The sequence below is a fragment of the Bradyrhizobium sp. LHD-71 genome, from assembly GCF_031157255.1.
Lineage (GTDB): Bacteria > Pseudomonadota > Alphaproteobacteria > Rhizobiales > Xanthobacteraceae > P52-10.
This window is the reverse complement of record NZ_JAVIFX010000046.1, coordinates 1-16,847: the sequence shown is the minus strand read 5'-3', so window position 1 is coordinate 16,847 and position 16,847 is coordinate 1. Positions and strand designations below refer to the sequence as shown.

Genomic DNA, 16,847 nt, shown 5'->3' with positions numbered 1-16,847 from the left:
TGTGACGGCTGTACGACGGCTGTAGATCGCGTCGAGAATACCACAAGTCATCATATTGATGCGATCTGGCTGGGCCGTAACTCCGGCGAGCCCCGCTTCGCCGCCTCGGCCGACCTGACCAGGGCCGTGATGCGCTGGGACATGGGAGCCTGCAGCCCGTGCCGAGCCGCAAGCCGGACGATCGCACCCTGCAGGTGATCGATCTCCGTCCGCCGCCGAAGTTGCAAATCCTCCCACATGGACGAGCGCGCTTGCGGATCGATCTTCAGCATTGGCGCCGCGAGAGTTCGAAAGAGAGAATCCGGCAGGCGCAGGACGAACGGAAGCCAGGACGCCGGCAGCGGCGAGGTCGTAGGTTCAATGCCGGCCGCCCGCGTCACCGCAAGCGCCTCGGCGATTTGCGCGGCGAGGAGCTGCCGCCAGGCACGTCGTGAAAGCTGGTCACGCAACGGCAAGTTGGATAATGCGTTTATTGCGTTGTTCAAGTTGAGGAGAAGCTCCCCACTGCACGCCCGGCATATTGCTGCTTGTCGTCACGACAAGGCCAGGCACGATCAGCTTCGCTGCCGTGTCCGCAGCATCCCGCTCCAGCACGATGTTGCCCGACGTCGCGCGATGAAAGCGCCCATCGTCCATGGCGACGACGTTGAACGCAACCATCCCTGCCAGCACGTTGTGACCAGGCAGCCGCTCGCGCAGCAGCGGCACGTTATCGATCCCGTTTTGCAGGCTGATGATCGTCGCATCCAACGGCGCGTGAGCTGCGATCAGCTCGGCGATCGCCGCGGTATCCGGACTCTTCACTGCGACAAGGATAAGGACAGCCTGCGCCATGCTCGCAGGATCCTCTGTCGCGCTGACCGCTGCAGGCGGCACGCGCCGGTCGAGTCCCTCAAGGCTCGTCAGATGCAGGCCATGCTCTGCGACAATGGCGATGATTCGCTGCCGCGCCAGCAACGTGACCTTTCGCCCCGCAGCCGCCAGCGCTCCGCCGACGAAGCAGCCAATGCTGCCCGCGCCTGCAACGACGATCGAGCCATTCGACGCGTCACTCAATGCGGCGGTCTCCTAAGGCTTGATCGAGCTGGCCATCAGACCGATGATAGCAGAATGCACGAAGCTCGAGACAAGGGCTCGCGGCTACCAAAAGGAAACGCAATGAGAAAATTTCTGCCAGGTCTGGCCGCCGCCGCGAGCCTGCTCTTGGGCTTCACAACCAGCGCGCAAGCTCAGTATCCGTCGAAGCAGATCACCCTCGTCGTGCCGTTTGCGGCAGGCGGCTCGAACGACATCGTCGCGCGCGCCATTGGCAAGAAGCTCGGCGAGGCGTGGGGACAGACGGTCATCATCGACAATCGCGCCGGTGCCGGCGGCGTGATCGGCACGTCGTTCGTGGCGGGCTCGGCGCCGGATGGATACACGCTACTGCTCGTATCGTCGACCTATACGATCAACCCTGCGGTGAAGGCGAGCATGCCGTTCGACACGCTGAAGGCATTCGAGCCGGTCGCGTTCGTCGCCAGTTCACCGCTGTTGATGGCATCGGCCAACAAGCTGCCGATCAAGTCCGCGCAGGATCTGATCGCGCTCGCAAAAAACAAGCCGGGATCGATCAACTACGCGTCTGCCGGCCCGGGCAGCATCAACCAGATCGCTGCCGAGCTGTTCGCTACGGCGGCCGGCGTAAAGATCGTGCACGTGCCGTACAAGGGCGGCTCGCTCGCGGTCAACGACCTCGTCGGCGGGCACGTGGACCTGTACATCTCATCGATGCCGCAGATCCTGCCGATTGCCAAAACGGGACAAGCGCGGCCGCTGGCGGTGACAGGACTGAAAAGGTCACCAAGCCTGCCAGATGTGCCGACACTGGATGAGATCGGCCTGAAAGGGTACGAGGCCTCTTCCTGGTGGGGCATCGTCACTCCTGCCGGCACGCCGGCCGATGTCATCGCCAAGCTGAACGCGGAAATCAACAAGGCGCTCGGCAGCGACGAAATGAAGCGCTTCCTGGAAGGCGAAGGCGCTGAAGCGGTTGCTATGTCGCCGCAAGCCTTCCGCGGCCTGATCGAAACCGAGATCAAGCGCTGGGACAAGGTCGCCAAGGAGGCCAACATCCGTGCGGACTAACCCTGATAATTGCTCGGGAATTACCCTCGCCTTGTAACCGTCATACGACGGCACTAATTTGTCGTCGGGCTAGTGTCCTGTTTCTGACGTTCCGATGAATGAGCTTGCGGCAAGGGTGATCGGAACGTCAGAAACACCGCACTAGACGATGATGAATGATGAATGACGGGAGACTGACCATGGGCTTGCTCGACATTCTCAACGGCATGCAAAACGGGCCGCGCGGACCGAGCGCGCCGAGCGCACCTTCCGCCGACGCCGAGAAGGGCGGCATGTCACCGATCATGATGGCTGTCCTCGCCCTCCTCGCCTACAAGGCGGTGAAGCACGTGACCGGCGGGCAGCCGCAAACTGCACCGGCCGGACCCGGCGGTGCGCCGACAGGCGGCAACGCAAAACTGGATCAGGCATCGCTCGAGCAGGCATCGGAGCAACCATCGCTTCCGGGCGGCGGTGGAAGCCTCGGCGACATTCTCGGCAGCATACTGGGTGGCGGCAGCCCGGGTAACGCCAGCAGCAGAAGCGCCAGTGGCGGAGCTCCCGGCGGCAGCGCCACGAGCGGTGCGCCCGGCAACCTCGGCGACCTGCTGAAAGGCGGTCTCGGCGGCCTCCTCGCCGGTGGCGCGGCAGGCACCATCTTTGGCGGCGGCCTCGACGACCTGCTCAAGCAGCTGCAGCAGGGCGGACACACCGAGGCGGCTAACTCGTGGGTGAGCAAGGGCCCGAACAAACAGATCGCGCCGAATGATCTCGCCGGAGCGCTCGGCGCCGACGAGATTCAGACCATGATGGACCAGAGCGGCATGTCACGGCAGGAGTTGATGCAGGCCCTGAGCCAGCATTTGCCCGGCGTGATCGACCAGCTGACGCCGGACGGACGCATGCCATCCGCCGACGAGTTGCGCCGTCTGCTTTGACGGCGCAAACTTCGCCAACGCAGAAGGAGTGGGGACATGGGCGGAATTCTGTGGATCATCATCGTCGGCTTTGTCGCCGGAATGATCGCACGATTGATTTCGCCCGGTCCCAATAACCCGGGCGGCTTCATCCTCACTGTTGTGCTCGGCATCGCCGGTGCATTCCTGGCGACCTTCATCGGTCAAGCCATCGGCTGGTACAGCCCGCAGCAGGGGGCCGGCTTCATCACCGCGACGCTCGGTGCGCTTGTGGTGCTGTTCATCTGGAACAGGCTGGTCGTGCGCGGCGTGATCCCCGATCCGGGCAACAAGGTCTGACGGTCCAAGCGAAGTAGTGGGGCACTTCATGCTGATCGCGCAGATCACCGATAGCCACGTCGAGGCGCCCGGCGTGATCGCTCATGATCGCTATGATGCGCGCGCGCTGCTTGCACGCGCGCTGCAGCAGATCACGACGATGGTCCCGCGGCCCCACTTCATCCTCCATACCGGCGACGCGACGCACCATGGCGACGTCAGCGTCAATCGCGACGTTCGCGCGATGCTCGAATCCACCGGCCTTCCCTACTGCATCATTCCCGGCAATCACGATGAGATCGAGCCGATGCGCGCGGCTTACGCGGACACGCCGTGGATGCCGAAGACCTCGTTTCTGCACTATGTGATCGAGGACTTCCGGACCCGCATCGTTTGCCTGGACACGACGATCCCCGGCGAAGTGCCGGGCACGCTGTGTGAGCAACGGCTCGCGTGGCTCGAAGGTCAGCTCGCCGCCGGCGGCTCGCGTCCGACCATGATCGCAATGCATCATCCCGCCTTTCGGATCGGACGCCCGTTCAGCGACGCGCGACCGTTCCGCAACGCGGACAAGTTCGCTGCGCTGGTGGCGCGTTATCCGAACGTCTCCTTGATCGTCGCAGGTCATGTGCACTGCACGTTGCAAGCGCGAATCGGCAACGCCGTCGCCATCGCCGCGCCGAGCACCGCTTATCAGTTCCTGATGGACCGTCGCGAGGACGCGTCGATTTCGCTGATCGACGAACCGCCGGGAATGTACCTGCACGACTGGAGCGAGCCGCACGGCTTCACGTCGCAAGTCGCACTGGTCGGCGACTTCAACATCGCGAAACCGACCTACGCGGCGAAGCGGGCGTAGCTACAGCGTGGCAAGTCCGGAGGACTGTAGCCCGCATGAGCGAAGCGATATGCGGGGATGCTTGCTGGTGAGTCAGCCCCGGGGTCGCTTCGCTCGCCATAGCCGTTCGAAGAACGGCGTCGCTTTGCTTGCCTATTGCTACAGTCCTTCGCCTACCCCACAAACCCCGCAGCCGAATTCACGCGCGGTCCGAACAGGATGTCCGGCGTGATCTCGTCGACGGTCTTGCAGCCACAGTAGACCATGGTGTTGTCGAGCTCTTTCTTGATCACGTCGATCGCCTTCATGGCTCCTGCCTGGCCCGCCACCGAGGTGCCGTAGAGCGTCGCACGGCCGGTCAGCACGGCCTTGGCACCGAGCGCCAGCGCCTTGGCGATATCCGAGCCACGACGGACCCCGCTGTCGAGCAGCACAGTCGCCTTCTCGCCGACCGCCTCCGCGATCTCCGGCAATGCGTCGATCGAGGCGACGGCGCTGTCCATATTTCGCCCGCCATGATTGGAGACGACGATACCTTCGCAGCCAAGCTCGGCGGCCTTCACCGCATCGTCCGGCCGGTTGATGCCCTTCACCATCAGGATGCCGGGCCACATCTTGCGGAAGATCTTAATGTCCTCCCACGACAGGCTGTCGCGCCGCATCACCGCATTCACGTTCGGGTCGGTGCGGATCGAGTGCTGCAGGTGTTTTGGATAGTTCTCGTACTTCGGCAGCCCGCCGTTCATGGCGTAGCGCGCCAGCACGGTCGCCATCCAGCGCGGCCGGCTTAGCATGTCCAGCGTCGCCTTGGTCGTCATCCGGAAGGGCTGATGAAAGCCGTTCTTGGCGTTGTATTCGCGGTTCGGCGACACGGCCGTATCGACGGTCACGATCAACGCTTCGAAGCCGCAGTTCTTTGCGCGATTGATCAGCTCGTAGGACAGCTCACGCTTTTCCCAGACATAGAGCTGCATCCACAGCCGCCCGGCGGCCTTTTCGGCGATCTCCTCCATTGGCGTCATCGCACCGGTGGCGAGCGTGAACGGGATCTTCGCCGCCGCCGCCGCCTTCGCCAGTTCGAGTTCGCCGTGATACCAGCACATGCCCGCCACGCCGGTCGGCGCGATCGCCATCGGCATGCTGACCGGCTTGCCGAACAGCGTCGTCTCCATCGTGCGATGGGTCATGTCGATCAGGGCGCGGTGCTTGAGCTTGAGCTTCTCGAACGCCGCCCGGTTGTTGACCAGCGCGACCTCATCCTCGGTACCGCGATCGAAGAATTCGAACACGCCGCGCGGCAGCCGCTTTTTCGCCGCCGCACGCAGATCGAAGATGTTGTAGCAATCGTCCAGGCTCGCCATGCGCGTTTCCCCTTTTTGCCCCATGATGGCCGCAACGTGCCGTGTGTCAACACGCGGCACGTGCCGTGAGCCGGACCGCCTGTTTACTCCGCGGCGGCGGCCTTCAGTGCGCCGAACACTTCGTCGTTGTGCTCGCCCACCTTCGGCGAATCCCGATAGGGATGCGGCCGCTCGCCGTTGAACTGGATCGGCAGGCCGACGACTTGCGCGTTGCAGCCGGGCAGCGTGCGCAGGATGTCCATGGCCTTGAGCTGCTCCGACTGCGACAGGTCCGGAATGCTGTTGACGGGACTGTTCGGCACACCGACCTTGGTGAACTCGGCGAGCCAGTAGTCCCGCGGCCTCTGCCGCAGCACCGGTTCGATCAGCGCGATGAGCTCTGCGCGATGCGCGTTACGGTCCGGCCCCGTCTTGAAACGCGGGTCGTCGGACCATTCCGGATGGCCCATGACCTTCGCGCACTTGTCGAACAGGCGATTGTTGCCTGCGGCGATGCAGATCGGATGATCGGCGGTGTCAAAGGTCTGGTAGGGCACCAGCGTTGCACTTGCTCCGCCGAAACGCTTCGGCGCATTGCCGCTGAGGTGATAGTTGTTCAGCGAGCCGGCGACCCAGCTCACCGCCGACTCAAACAACGACGTGTCGATCACGCAACCCTTACCGGTGCGATTGCGCTCCTGCAGCGCCGCCAGGATGCCGATCACCGACCACATACCGGTAGCGGCATCGTTGATTGCCGGCGCACAGAATGTCGGCGGATCCTCAGGCCGACCGGTCAGCGTCATCACCGCCCCATAGGCCTGGGCAAGCGGGTCGAACCCCGGAGCGTCGCGCATCGGCCCTTTGTTGCCGAACGCGCCGATCGAGCAGTAGATCAGCCGTGGGTTGACCGCCTGCATGGCGGCCGGCCCGATGCCCATCTCCTCGACGATGCCTGGGCGCAGGTTCTGGATGAGGATGTCCGCGTCACGCGCGAGCCGTTTCAGCTTCTCGACGTCCGCCGCGCTCTTGATATCGACCGTGACCGAACGCTTGTTGCGGTTGTTTGCATGAAACATCATCGAGGATTCGTCGACGAACGGAGGTCCCCACATCCGGGCATCGTCGCCGCCATCAGGCTTCTCGACCTTGATCACGTCGGCGCCCATGTCGGCCATGATCGCGCCGGCAAGTGGGCCCGCGAACGCCTGCCCAATCTCGATCACCTTGATGCCTGTGAGCGGCCCGGCCATGACAATGGTCTCCCTCGATGCGCGTTTAGGGTGTTGTTGCTCCTATCGCTAGCGGAAGGCAAGGATGCTGTCACCGCTGCGATACCTGCCGCTTCGGAATACACCATATGCACTGGGCGGAGCGCAAAAGCGCCGATGGTGCATGGACTTCTCAGCCAAAGTTGTGAAACTGCGCAGCAATCAACGGCGCGCATTCGGCTGCTCGATGCGCGAACAGACCAACGACACCATGAACCGATGCGAGAGCGTCGGGCCATGAGGGAGATGAGACGATGAATCGCCCCGTGACGCCGCCGGTCGAAGACGTCGGCTGGCAGAAGGAACTGGACGAACTTGCGGAACGCAAGCGTATCGCCCGGCAGATGGGCGGTAAGGAGCGCGTCGATCGCCAGCATGCCGGAGGTCGGCTCACGGTGCGTGAGCGCATCGACCGGATTCTCGACCCCACGTCGTTCCATGAGCTCGGCAGCATCGCCGGCAAGGCGAAGTACGACAAAGACGGCAACATGATCGACTTCGTCCCCGGCAACGGCGTATTCGGCCGCGGCCGGATCGACAGCCGTCCGGTGATGATCTTCGGCGACGATTTCACCGTGCGCGGCGGCTCGGCCGACGCCTCGATCCGCGAGAAGTATCAAATGCCGGAACGGATGGCAGCGGAATTTCGCATGCCCATCATCCGCATCATCGAGGGCTCCGGCGGCGGCGGCTCGGTCAAGACGATCGAGACCAAGGGATATGCCAACCTGCCGGGCGGCATCGCCGTCTCATCCGGCCTGCATCTGTGCGCCATCAACATGGGTCTCGTGCCTGTTGTTGCGCTGGGTCTCGGTTCGGTGGCCGGCCTTGGCGCCGCGCGGCTCTCGGCCAGCCATTACTCGTTGATGGTGAAGGAAAAGTCCGCGGTGTTCGTCGCCGGCCCACCGGTGGTCGACCGGCTCGGTGAGAAGCGCACCAAGCAGGAGCTCGGTGGCCACAGGGTGCAGATCGCCGCAGGCACTGTCGATGATGCGGTCGACAGCGAGGAAGAGGCGTTCGCGCGGGCGCGCAAATTTCTGTCCTATCTGCCGTCGTCGATCTGGGAGCTGCCGCCGCGCGCCGAAAGCTGGGACGATCCGAACCGGCGGGACGAGAGCCTGATGACCGCGGTGCCGCGGGATCGCAAGAAGGCCTATCAGATGCGCCGCATCATCGAGACGGTGGTCGACCAAGGCTCGTTCTTCGAGATCGCGCGTGGTTTCGGCCGCGCCATCATCACCGGCTTTGCGCGGCTCGACGGCTGGCCCGTCGGCATCCTCGCCGGCGATCCGCTGCATGACGGCGGCGCCTGGAATGCCGCGGCATCCCGCAAGATCACCAAATTCATCGATACCTGCCAGACGTTTCATCTGCCGGTCGTGCATCTCGTCGACTGTTTCGGTTTCGCGGTCGGGCTGAATGCGGAGTCCACCGGCACGATGCGGTTTGCCGTGCAGGCGGTGAGCGCGATCCACCAAAGCACGGTGCCGTGGTGCTCGATCATTGTGCGCAATGTCTTCGGTGTCGGCGGCGGCGCGCATCTGCCGCATACGCATCCGTCGTTCCGTTACTCCTGGCCGTCCGGCAACTGGGGCTCGCTGCCGCTCGAGGGCGGCGTCGAAGCAGCCTACCGTGCGGAGATCGACACCTCGGACGATCCGGTCGCCAAGCTCGCCGAAATCGAGGCGCGACTCGAACGCCTTCGCTCACCGTTCCGGACCGCCGAAGCGTTTTTGGTGGAGGAGATCATCGACCCGCGCGATACGCGACCGTTGATCTGCGAGTTCGCCAATCTCGCGGCGCCCTTGCGCCAGACCGGGCCGTCCGCATTCACCATGCGGCCATAACCTCCTCCGACTGATCAGGACCAAGACAGAAACGATGGCTCCCATTCCGTTCGAGCCCGGCGCGATCCGGATGCTCGCGAAGCTGATGAATGAAACCGGCCTGACCGAGATCGAGCTTGCCGAGAAGGATCGTCGCATCCGCGTTGTGCGCGGATCCGCGCAAGCTCCGATGCAGCAGGTGATCGTGCCGAACGCTGTGCCTCATGCAGCAGTCGCTGCGCCGGCGACCATCCCGGCGGTCGACCCGGGTGCAGTGCTGAGCCCGATGGTGGGGGTCGCCTATCTGACGCCGGAGCCGAATGCACCCACCTTCATCGACGTCGGCGCGAGGGTGGACGCAGGACAGACGCTGCTGCTGATCGAGGCCATGAAGACGTTCAACCCGATCACCGCGCCGAAAGCCGGCACCGTGACGAAGATCCTCATTGAGTCGGGCGACTCGGTCGATCAGGGACAGCCGCTGGTCGTGATTGGATAGTCGTCATTGCGAGCGCAGCGAAGCAATCCAGTCTGCGGTTGCGGCGGACTCAGACTGGAGTGCTTCGCTGCGCTCGCAATGACGGTGGGTTATGCTTCGCGTCACGTCACCCGGAATGACAGGCCGCTCATCCCCCGTTCAGATGCATCCCGGCGTCCATGCGCACGGCTTCACCGGTCATGTTGCCGGATGCGGGGCTCGCGAGGAACGTCACGAGTTCGGCGATATCCTCCGGCCTGGAGGCGAGCTTCAGCGGCACCCTCCCTTTCACCTGTTCGCGCAGCTTGTCGGCCGCCTCCTGTCCGCGTCCCTTCGAGAACCACGGCGTGTCGATATAGCCGGGGCACACCGCATTGACGCGAATGGCGGGCGCGAGCGCCCGCCCGAGCGACTTGGTCATCGTGATCAGCGCGCCTTTGCTTGCGGCATAGGCGACCGACGACCCGCCGCCATTAATGCCGGCCACCGACGCAATGTTGACCACAGCGGAGTTGTGTCCCGAGGCCTTAGCGCCTGCTTCCAACAGCGCCCGCGCGGCACGGATCATCTGGAACGTGCCGACCACGTTGACCGCGTAGATGCGCTGGAAATCATCGGCAGACAGCTCGTCGAGCAGGCCATGATTGGGAACATGCTTGGTAACGCCCGCATTGTTGATCAGTGCGTCGAGGCGGCCCCACGGCGCTGCCGCGGCTGCGAGCTTCTTGCAGTCGTCATCCTTGGCGACGTCGCCCTGGACCACCAGCACCTCGGCGGCGCCCGCCTTGCGGCAAAGCTCGGCGGTCTCCTCGGCTTCCTTCTTGCTCGATGAATAGTTGACGATCACACGCGCGCCGTCGCTGGCAATCTGCTGCGCAGTCGCAGCGCCAAGCCCTGATGCCGAGCCGGTCACCAGAACGCACAAGTCTTTAAATGACATTCGTTTCTCCCACCTTCATCGTTCGCTGATTGACCGGCCGCGCCGCGGCGGTGGTGCGGCGCCGACGGTAGCAACAGAAGGCCGCCTGAGCTAGTGCGCTGGATTTCGCCAGTCCTTCGTACGAACGTCAAATCCAAAAAGCGCACTAGCATCATAACGTTGCTAGTGTCCGTCTTGGTTCTGGCGTTCGTAGACGAGCGTGCCGCAAAGTGATGCGAACGTTAGAACCGGGACACCAGCGTCAATGACCGCAGCGCAGACGCCCCATGAGCCCAAGGCGGTTGACGCCTTGGCCGTTATTGCGCCTATGACAGGTTCGCGAAGTTTCCAACAGTAGCAAAGTCCAATTCATAAGGGATGAGACGAGATGGCCCGTTTGTGTGAGGGAAGAGTTGCAATCGTCACCGGCGCAGGCCGTGGTGTCGGCCGTGAGCACGCGATCATGCTGGCCGCGCACGGCGCCAAGGTTGTCGTCAACGACCTGGGCGCGAAGGTCGACGGAACCGGCGCCGACGCGGGTCCGGCCCACGAGGTGGTGGAGACCATCAAGAAGGCGGGCGGCGAGGCAGTTGCCAACGGCGACGACGTGTCGAGCTGGTCCGGCGCCAAGAACATGATCGACCAGGCGGTCAAGACCTATGGCAAGCTCGACGTGCTGGTGAACAACGCCGGCATCCTGCGTGACCGCATGCTGATGAACATGACCGAGCAGGAATGGGATGACGTGATCAAGGTGCACCTGAAAGGCACCTTCTGCCCGTCGCGTCATGCCGTCGAGTACTGGCGCGCCAAGAACAAGGAGACCGGCAAGTCCGTAAACGGCCGCATCATCAACACCTCGTCGACCTCCGGCCTGTTCGGCAATATGGGCCAGACCAACTACGGCGCCGCCAAGGCCGGCATCGCCGCGTTCTCGATCATCGCCGCCCGCGAACTGCGCCGCATCGGCGTCACCGTGAATGCGATCTCGCCGAGCGCCGTGACGCGCATGACCGAGGGCCTGCGCGAACGCACCGAGGAGCAGAAAGCCGCGGGCGATCCGAAGTGGATCGCGCCGGTCATCACCTACCTCGCGAGCGAGGAAGCCGAAGACATCACCGCGCGCGTGTTCTACATCGGCAACGGCGTATTCTCGGTGATGGAAGGCTGGCATCGCGGTCCGCAGAGCGAACCGTTCGCCGATCCTGTGAAGCTCGGCCCCGCGCTGCGCAAGATGGCGAACGAGGCCCGCCGCAACGGCGGCATGGACAGCAACGATCTCGACTGAGCGCAGGCGTCGCCGCAGTCGTGCTCGCCTTTCCGCACGAACACGTGCGGCAGACCTGTTTCGACCGGACGAGATGACACGCTCCTGTGAGCAACTTTTTCAAATGCTGGAACGGCCCCGTCTGCGGGGCCGTTTTGTTTGCACTGCAAATTGCGCCGGTCGGCCGTTCAACAATGCCGCTTGCCATGGACTGGCGTTTTTGAACATCATTCCACCAAGCAAAACACGCGATCAGAAGAGGAACGTCGTGGGAGAGAGCAGTATCGTCGTGGAAACGGCGGAGCGGATTTTCGCGGACCTGTGCGACCCGCAGACGGTCAACAGCGCAAAAGACGACACGTGGAAAGAGGCCCTCTGGAAGGCGCTGACTGAGAACGGCCTGACTTTGCCGTGGGTCTCCGAAGAGCATGGCGGCTCGGGTGCGAGCCTCGCGGATGGCTTCGAGCTCCTGAGCGCCGCAGGCCGGTTCGCGGTTCCCGTACCACTGGCCGAAACAATGCTGGCTGGCTGGCTTTTGTCCCAGGGTGGAATCGTTTCACCGGAAGGTGCGATGTCGGTCGCCCCGGTGCAGCCGAAAGACAAGATCACCCTGAATGCGGATGGCACACTGAGCGGCCGGGCGCAGAACATTCCATTCGCCCGAGAGGCGCAGCACTTCGCAGTGCTGGCGCACGGCGCCAAGGGCGTCACCATCGCACTGGTAGCCGCGAAGGATTGCCGGCGCGAGGACGACGAAAATCTCGCCGGAGAACCTGCGGACAATCTCGTGTTCGACAAGACGACGCCGCTCAAGACCGGCTCCGCGCCGAAAGATTTCGATCAGACCGCACTGATGCTGATGGGCTGCGTCGCGCGCTCGCTGCAGATTGCAGGCAGTCTGCAATACATGTTGACGCGCAGTGTCAACTACTCGCAGGAGCGCGTCGCGTTCGAGAAGAAGATCTCGAAATTCCAGGCGGTGCAGCACAATCTCGCAAAGCTCGCAGGCGAAACCGCGGCCGCTGTTGCTGCGGCAGGTTCAGCGGCGGAAACGGTCGCAACCGGCACCCCATGGAACGACGAAACCACCTTCCTCGAAGCGGCCGCCGCAAAAATCCGCTGTGCGGAGGCGGCCGGCACGGGCTCCGCCATCGCCCATCAGGTGCATGGCGCGATCGGTTTCACGAAGGAATACGTTCTGCACCGCTTCAGCCTGCGCACGCTCGGCTGGCGTGACGACTTCGGCAACGAGAGCTACTGGGCGGTCGAGCTCGGCAACAGGGTCGCCCGGCGTGGCGCCGACGACCTCTGGCCGCTCGTCGCCTCCCGCTGACATCTCGACTTCAGGGACCAAAGACTATGTCCTCCCTCACCTTCGATCCGATCCGCCTGCCTGAAACCTGCCAAGCGTTGCGGCGGGAGGCCCGCGCCTTCCTCAGCGAAGAGATCGCACGCGGCACGTTCGATCCCAATAATCCGCGCCGGGGTGATTCCGCAGATGGCCGGGAATTCGCCAAGCGCGTCGCCGCCAAGGGCTGGATCGGCATGACGTGGCCGAAGAAATATGGCGGCCGCGAGCGAAGCTTCCTCGAGCGCTACGTGCTGACGGAGGAATTCCGCGTCGCCAACGCGCCGACCGGCGTCTATTTCACCGCCGACCGGCAAAGCGGACCGACGATCATCAGATACGGTTCGGAGAAGATCAAAGCCGACGTGCTGCCGCGCATCGTCAAGGGTGAGATCCAGTTCTGTATCGGCATGAGCGAGCCGGGCTCGGGCTCCGACCTGTTTGCCGCCAAGACCAAGGCGACCAAGACCGAGGGCGGTTACCTGATCAACGGCACCAAGATCTGGACCTCGAACGCGCACAAATCCGACTACATGATCGGTCTGTTCCGCACCTCAGCTCCGACGAAGGAGAACCGGCGCCACGGCCTGACGTCGTTCCTCGTGCCGATGAAGACGAAGGGCATCACCTGCAACCAGATCACCCAGATGAGCGGCCAGCGCGAGTTCAATGAGGTGGTGTTTCAGGACGCTTTTATTCCCGAAGACCACGTGCTTGGCGAAATCGACGGCGCATGGAAGCAGGCGACCACCGAGCTCGCCTATGAGCGTTCGGGTCCGGAGCGCTTTCTTGAAACCTACTACGTGCTGACCGAACTTGTGCGGGCCATGGGCAACAATCCCGACGTGCGTTCGGCCGAGGGCATCGGTCGTCTGGTCGCACAGTTGCATACGCTACGCCGCATGTCGGTCTCGGTCGCGGGCATGCTCGAGGCCGGCAAGGAACCGGTGGTCGAAGCGTCGATCGTCAAGGACATGGGCACCCTGTGGGAGCAGGCGCTGCCCGGAAACGCGCGCACGCTGGCCGCCTTCATCGAGCAGGAGCCGGGCAACCAGATGCCGTTGAAGAAACACCTCGCCTATGCCACCAAGGTGGCGCCAAAACTCACCATCCAGGGCGGCACGACGGAAGTGCTGCGCGGCATCATTGCCCGCGGACTCGGGCTGCGGTGACCAACTAGAGCCAAAACAAACAAGAGGATTTCGCATGACAACGTACAAGGACATCGGCGTCGACAAGGCCGCTAATTTCGTCGGCACGATCGAAATCCGCCGCCCGCCCCACAACTTCTTCGACATGGAGCTGATCCAGCAGATCGCGACCGCGATGGAGGAGTTCGACAAGGACGACAGCGTCCGCGCCGTGGTGTTGTGCGCGCAAGGCAAGTCGTTCTGCGCCGGCGCGAACTTCAACGATCCGAAACGGCAGAATGAGCAGCCGACCACCGTGGGCGGCTCGCCGACCAACCACCTGTACCAGGAAGCAGTGCGGCTGCTGCGCACGAAGAAGCCGATCGTCGCCGCCGTACACGGCGCCGCCATCGGCGGTGGGCTGGGCGTCGCCTGCGCGGCCGACTTCCGTGTCACGTGTCCGGAGGCCCGCTTCTCGGCGAACTTCACGCGTCTCGGCTTCCACCCGGGATTCGGCCTGACCGTGCTGCTCACTGAGCTGGTCGGCAAGAACCAGGCAGAGCTGTTGTTCTATACCGGCCGGCGCATCGGCGGTGAAGAAGCAACGCGAATCGGTCTCGCCAACGTCTGCGTGCCGCAGGATCAGGTCCGCGCCGAGGCGACAAAGCTCGCTGCCGAGATCGCCGAGAGCGCACCGCTCGCGATTACCTCGACGCGCAAGACCATGCGCGGCGACCTTGCCGACCGGGTCAAGATCGCGACCGACCACGAGCTGAAAGAGCAGAACTGGCTGCGTGGGACGGAAGATTTCAAGGAAGGCGTCAAGGCCACCAACGAACGCCGCGTCGCCAACTGGAAGGGACGGTAACGCGGGCCGCCCGCAACCAATCCCGGGTCGGCCGAGATTGGGCATCATCGACATCCAAGTCGGCTAAAGTCGGCTAAGGTCGACTTGGATGCGGTCGAACCCGGCATCTCGCGAGGATCAGAACTCATCGCGAGACGCGAAACATCGCGCCACGCGATGGCCCAAAACGCCTATGCCGTCAGTCGGAAATTGACACCACACATGTGGAACGAGTTGCCTTCCACCTCGTAGCCTCTTGCGGCGGCCGCCGCCTTCACCTTCGCGACATCGTTCACCTTGAACACGAGCCCGCCGAGCACTTCGGCCGGGCCCTTGATGAAACGAACGCTGCAGTTCACGAAGGTCAGCTCCGGATCGCCCTCGGCACTCTTGCCGACCGGCACCTCGATGATCTTCGCCCAATGCGCCGCGAGGTTCGCTGGATCGGGGCTTTCGACTTCCAGACCGACGATTGCCTGCGTCGTATCCTTGCGGATGTACTTCTGCCAGTTCGGCCCCGCGACCGTGTAGGGGCCCAGGATGCCGTCGCTGTCCTGTGTCCGATTGAAATCGACGAATGCGGCGCGACAGTCTGCCGGGTGCAATTGGATACCGTAGAACGTCGGCTTGTCGATCGTGTGCGCGATGCGGATGCCGATCGCCTTGGCATGTTCTCTGCGACGCTCGACGTCGCTTGCGGTGAAGATGACCATGTAGCCGCCATGGCCCTTGATCTTGTCGAGGAAACGACCGGCGGCCGTGCCGGGTCGCGTCGGTGCCACGACCTCGAGAAGCGTCGTATCAACCGGATACAGGACGTTCTCGAGCCCGTAAGCGCCGACGGCTGGATCTCGGTAACAGATGTCGAGTCCCATGACCGACGCTATGTGGGATGCCGAAGGAGCGAGCTGCGGCGCGACCAGGCAGATCTGCTTCAGGCGAAGGAAGTCGGGCATCGATGATCCTCCCGTATACTCTTGCGCTCTCTCGTCCTCATCCTGAAGAGCCTTGCGAAACTCGAGGAGCGACGCGGGCGCCTCGAAGGTTAAGGCCCAATCTGACCGGACAAGCATCCGGGCTTCATGGTTCGAGACGCGTCGCTTTCGATGATAAGGGGAGCGAGCCTGGGCTCATTTATTTGCAAACACCGGCGCGCGCTTTTCGACAAAGGCTGCGGCGGCTTCCTTATGATCCGCAGTCTCACTGCAGCGTGAGTGACCGGCAGCTTCGCCGTCGAAACAAGCCTCGATTCCGAACTTCTCGGCGTTATTGATATTGCGCTTGATGTAGCCGAGCGTGATCGTCGGGCCCTTCGCGAGCTGCATCGCAAGCTCGGTCGCAGCCTTGACGACATCTGCGTCAGGAACGCAGCGGGTCATCATGCCGATTGCATGCGCTTCCTTGCCGCTCAGGATCGGCGACAGCAGATACAGTTCACGTGCCTTGGCGCTGCCGATCAGCTTGGTGAGATAGTAGGTGCCGCCGTAATCGCCGGAGAGGCCAACCTTGGCGAAGGCGGTGGTGATCTTCGCCGTCTCGCCAACGACGCGCAAATCGCAGGCCAGTGCCAGCGACAGGCCGGCACCAGCTGCAGCTCCTTCCACCGCAGCCACCACCGGCTTGCTCATCTCGTGCAGGATGCGCGAAGCCTCCATACGGCCGCGCAAGCTGACGATGCGCTCTTCCAGGCTCGGCGCTTTGCGGTTCGGATCTGCCATGCCGCGCACGTCGCCGCCGACGCAGAACGTTCCGCCTGCGCCCTTCAGCAGCACTGCCCGCACGTCAGGATCATCCGCGCCCCGCTGCGCCGCATGCACCAGCGCCAGCGTAAACTCCGGACTCATGGCATTCTTGCGCTCGGGACGGTTCATGGTGATGGTCAGAAGACCGTCTTTAAGATCCTGCAAGATGACGTCCGTCATAGCTTCCTCCGTTGATTGACGGCGACAATGGCGCGACTGTCCGGGTGAGGGCAACAGGAATTGCTGCGTGCATAGGCCAGCCGCCGATATGCATGTGCCGAGATGATCTGGTGGCGGACGAACGGCGAATCGCGGCAGCAACGACAGGCATTCAGAGCCGCGTGTGCGAAGCAGGGGCCCATGGCCACAGCCGATTGTGTTCGCCCGCTTTCCCCTCGGACTTCGGCGTGACGAGCAGGCGGCTCGTCATGAAGGCGGCGAGCGCACCTCGCCTCATAGATGACACGATCCATGTGCCCCTGCACGTCGCTTGGCACCGC

General features: G+C 63.4%; 17 protein-coding genes. 10 read left to right on the top strand and 7 right to left on the bottom strand.

Annotated features, from left to right (window positions below; translation table 11 throughout):
- Positions 1-50 precede the first annotated feature (50 nt).
- Positions 51-449, bottom strand: a complete 399-nt coding sequence (locus RCO31_RS32625) for a ketopantoate reductase C-terminal domain-containing protein (protein WP_308972576.1) — start codon at positions 447-449, stop codon at positions 51-53.
- Positions 442-1,056, bottom strand: coding sequence for a 2-dehydropantoate 2-reductase N-terminal domain-containing protein (locus tag RCO31_RS32620; RefSeq protein WP_308972553.1), 615 nt, complete (start codon positions 1,054-1,056; stop codon positions 442-444). Before RCO31_RS32620 ends, RCO31_RS32625 begins: the two co-directional genes overlap by 8 nt.
- Positions 1,057-1,158: 102 nt before the next feature.
- Here RCO31_RS32620 and RCO31_RS32615 point away from each other — a divergent pair, with 102 nt between their 5' ends.
- The 4 genes from RCO31_RS32615 (at position 1,159) to RCO31_RS32600 (ending at position 4,200) form a co-directional block, all read left to right on the top strand.
- Complete coding sequence (locus RCO31_RS32615) at positions 1,159-2,127, top strand: tripartite tricarboxylate transporter substrate binding protein (protein ID WP_308972552.1); 969 nt, start codon at positions 1,159-1,161, stop codon at positions 2,125-2,127.
- Between the two features lie 179 nt (positions 2,128-2,306).
- Complete coding sequence (locus tag RCO31_RS32610; RefSeq protein ID WP_308972551.1) at positions 2,307-3,044, top strand: YidB family protein; 738 nt, start codon at positions 2,307-2,309, stop codon at positions 3,042-3,044.
- A gap of 36 nt (positions 3,045-3,080) precedes the next feature.
- A complete protein-coding gene (locus RCO31_RS32605) occupies positions 3,081-3,362 on the top strand; it encodes a GlsB/YeaQ/YmgE family stress response membrane protein (RefSeq protein ID WP_308972550.1) in 282 nt (93 codons plus the stop codon).
- A gap of 28 nt (positions 3,363-3,390) precedes the next feature.
- Positions 3,391-4,200 (top strand): phosphodiesterase, encoded by an 810-nt coding sequence (locus RCO31_RS32600; RefSeq protein WP_308972548.1) that lies wholly within the window; start codon positions 3,391-3,393, stop codon positions 4,198-4,200.
- A gap of 152 nt (positions 4,201-4,352) precedes the next feature.
- Here RCO31_RS32600 and RCO31_RS32595 read toward each other — a convergent pair whose 3' ends face one another.
- Both RCO31_RS32595 and RCO31_RS32590 read right to left on the bottom strand, forming a co-directional pair.
- The gene (locus tag RCO31_RS32595) at positions 4,353-5,540 is read right to left on the bottom strand and encodes an alpha-hydroxy acid oxidase (protein ID WP_308972547.1); all 1,188 of its coding nucleotides are present in this window, start codon (positions 5,538-5,540) and stop codon (positions 4,353-4,355) included.
- 83 nt (positions 5,541-5,623) lie between these two features.
- Positions 5,624-6,772 (bottom strand): CoA transferase, encoded by a 1,149-nt coding sequence (locus tag RCO31_RS32590; RefSeq protein WP_308972546.1) that lies wholly within the window; start codon positions 6,770-6,772, stop codon positions 5,624-5,626.
- A 272-nt stretch (positions 6,773-7,044) separates the two neighbouring features.
- On the opposite strand from RCO31_RS32590, the gene RCO31_RS32585 reads away from it, so the two are divergent.
- The gene (locus RCO31_RS32585) at positions 7,045-8,637 is read left to right on the top strand and encodes a carboxyl transferase domain-containing protein (RefSeq protein WP_308972545.1); all 1,593 of its coding nucleotides are present in this window, start codon (positions 7,045-7,047) and stop codon (positions 8,635-8,637) included.
- 34 nt (positions 8,638-8,671) lie between these two features.
- Positions 8,672-9,115 (top strand): acetyl-CoA carboxylase biotin carboxyl carrier protein subunit, encoded by a 444-nt coding sequence (locus RCO31_RS32580; RefSeq protein ID WP_308972544.1) that lies wholly within the window; start codon positions 8,672-8,674, stop codon positions 9,113-9,115.
- A gap of 127 nt (positions 9,116-9,242) precedes the next feature.
- Here the strand turns inward: RCO31_RS32580 and RCO31_RS32575 are convergent, their stop codons facing one another.
- Positions 9,243-10,034: an SDR family oxidoreductase gene (locus tag RCO31_RS32575; RefSeq protein ID WP_308972543.1), complete on the bottom strand. Its 792-nt coding sequence runs from the start codon at positions 10,032-10,034 to the stop codon at positions 9,243-9,245.
- A 367-nt stretch (positions 10,035-10,401) separates the two neighbouring features.
- Here RCO31_RS32575 and RCO31_RS32570 point away from each other — a divergent pair, with 367 nt between their 5' ends.
- The 4 genes from RCO31_RS32570 to RCO31_RS32555 all read left to right on the top strand — a co-directional run bounded on the left by RCO31_RS32570 (position 10,402) and on the right by RCO31_RS32555 (position 14,626).
- Complete coding sequence (locus tag RCO31_RS32570) at positions 10,402-11,301, top strand: SDR family oxidoreductase (protein ID WP_308972542.1); 900 nt, start codon at positions 10,402-10,404, stop codon at positions 11,299-11,301.
- Positions 11,302-11,548: 247 nt separating this feature from the next.
- Complete coding sequence (locus RCO31_RS32565) at positions 11,549-12,613, top strand: acyl-CoA dehydrogenase family protein (protein WP_308972541.1); 1,065 nt, start codon at positions 11,549-11,551, stop codon at positions 12,611-12,613.
- A gap of 26 nt (positions 12,614-12,639) precedes the next feature.
- A complete protein-coding gene (locus tag RCO31_RS32560; protein WP_308972540.1) occupies positions 12,640-13,800 on the top strand; it encodes an acyl-CoA dehydrogenase family protein in 1,161 nt (386 codons plus the stop codon).
- A gap of 34 nt (positions 13,801-13,834) precedes the next feature.
- The gene (locus RCO31_RS32555) at positions 13,835-14,626 is read left to right on the top strand and encodes an enoyl-CoA hydratase/isomerase family protein (protein ID WP_308972539.1); all 792 of its coding nucleotides are present in this window, start codon (positions 13,835-13,837) and stop codon (positions 14,624-14,626) included.
- 170 nt (positions 14,627-14,796) lie between these two features.
- On the opposite strand, the gene RCO31_RS32550 is transcribed toward RCO31_RS32555, so the two are convergent.
- Both RCO31_RS32550 and RCO31_RS32545 read right to left on the bottom strand, forming a co-directional pair.
- Entirely contained in the window at positions 14,797-15,561 is a 765-nt protein-coding gene (locus tag RCO31_RS32550; RefSeq protein WP_308972538.1) for a hypothetical protein, read from the bottom strand.
- 174 nt (positions 15,562-15,735) lie between these two features.
- Positions 15,736-16,527, bottom strand: coding sequence for an enoyl-CoA hydratase (locus RCO31_RS32545; RefSeq protein WP_308972537.1), 792 nt, complete (start codon positions 16,525-16,527; stop codon positions 15,736-15,738).
- Between the last annotated feature and the right edge of the window lie 320 nt (positions 16,528-16,847).

Excerpts from the sequence above, each read along its gene's own strand:
- RCO31_RS32610 (WP_308972551.1), top strand. The coding sequence starts at position 2,307 with ATGGGCTTGCTCGACATTCTCAACGGCATGCAAAACGGGCCGCGCGGA.
- RCO31_RS32600 (WP_308972548.1), top strand. The coding sequence starts at position 3,391 with ATGCTGATCGCGCAGATCACCGATAGCCACGTCGAGGCGCCCGGCGTG.
- RCO31_RS32555 (WP_308972539.1), top strand. The coding sequence starts at position 13,835 with ATGACAACGTACAAGGACATCGGCGTCGACAAGGCCGCTAATTTCGTC.
- RCO31_RS32580 (WP_308972544.1), top strand. The coding sequence starts at position 8,672 with ATGGCTCCCATTCCGTTCGAGCCCGGCGCGATCCGGATGCTCGCGAAG.
- RCO31_RS32605 (WP_308972550.1), top strand. The coding sequence starts at position 3,081 with ATGGGCGGAATTCTGTGGATCATCATCGTCGGCTTTGTCGCCGGAATG.
- RCO31_RS32615 (WP_308972552.1), top strand. The coding sequence starts at position 1,159 with ATGAGAAAATTTCTGCCAGGTCTGGCCGCCGCCGCGAGCCTGCTCTTG.
- RCO31_RS32545 (WP_308972537.1), bottom strand. The coding sequence starts at position 16,527 with ATGACGGACGTCATCTTGCAGGATCTTAAAGACGGTCTTCTGACCATC.
- RCO31_RS32590 (WP_308972546.1), bottom strand. The coding sequence starts at position 6,772 with ATGGCCGGGCCGCTCACAGGCATCAAGGTGATCGAGATTGGGCAGGCG.
- RCO31_RS32575 (WP_308972543.1), bottom strand. The coding sequence starts at position 10,034 with ATGTCATTTAAAGACTTGTGCGTTCTGGTGACCGGCTCGGCATCAGGG.
- RCO31_RS32550 (WP_308972538.1), bottom strand. The coding sequence starts at position 15,561 with ATGCCCGACTTCCTTCGCCTGAAGCAGATCTGCCTGGTCGCGCCGCAG.
- RCO31_RS32570 (WP_308972542.1), top strand. The coding sequence starts at position 10,402 with ATGGCCCGTTTGTGTGAGGGAAGAGTTGCAATCGTCACCGGCGCAGGC.
- RCO31_RS32595 (WP_308972547.1), bottom strand. The coding sequence starts at position 5,540 with ATGGCGAGCCTGGACGATTGCTACAACATCTTCGATCTGCGTGCGGCG.
- RCO31_RS32560 (WP_308972540.1), top strand. The coding sequence starts at position 12,640 with ATGTCCTCCCTCACCTTCGATCCGATCCGCCTGCCTGAAACCTGCCAA.
- RCO31_RS32585 (WP_308972545.1), top strand. The coding sequence starts at position 7,045 with ATGAATCGCCCCGTGACGCCGCCGGTCGAAGACGTCGGCTGGCAGAAG.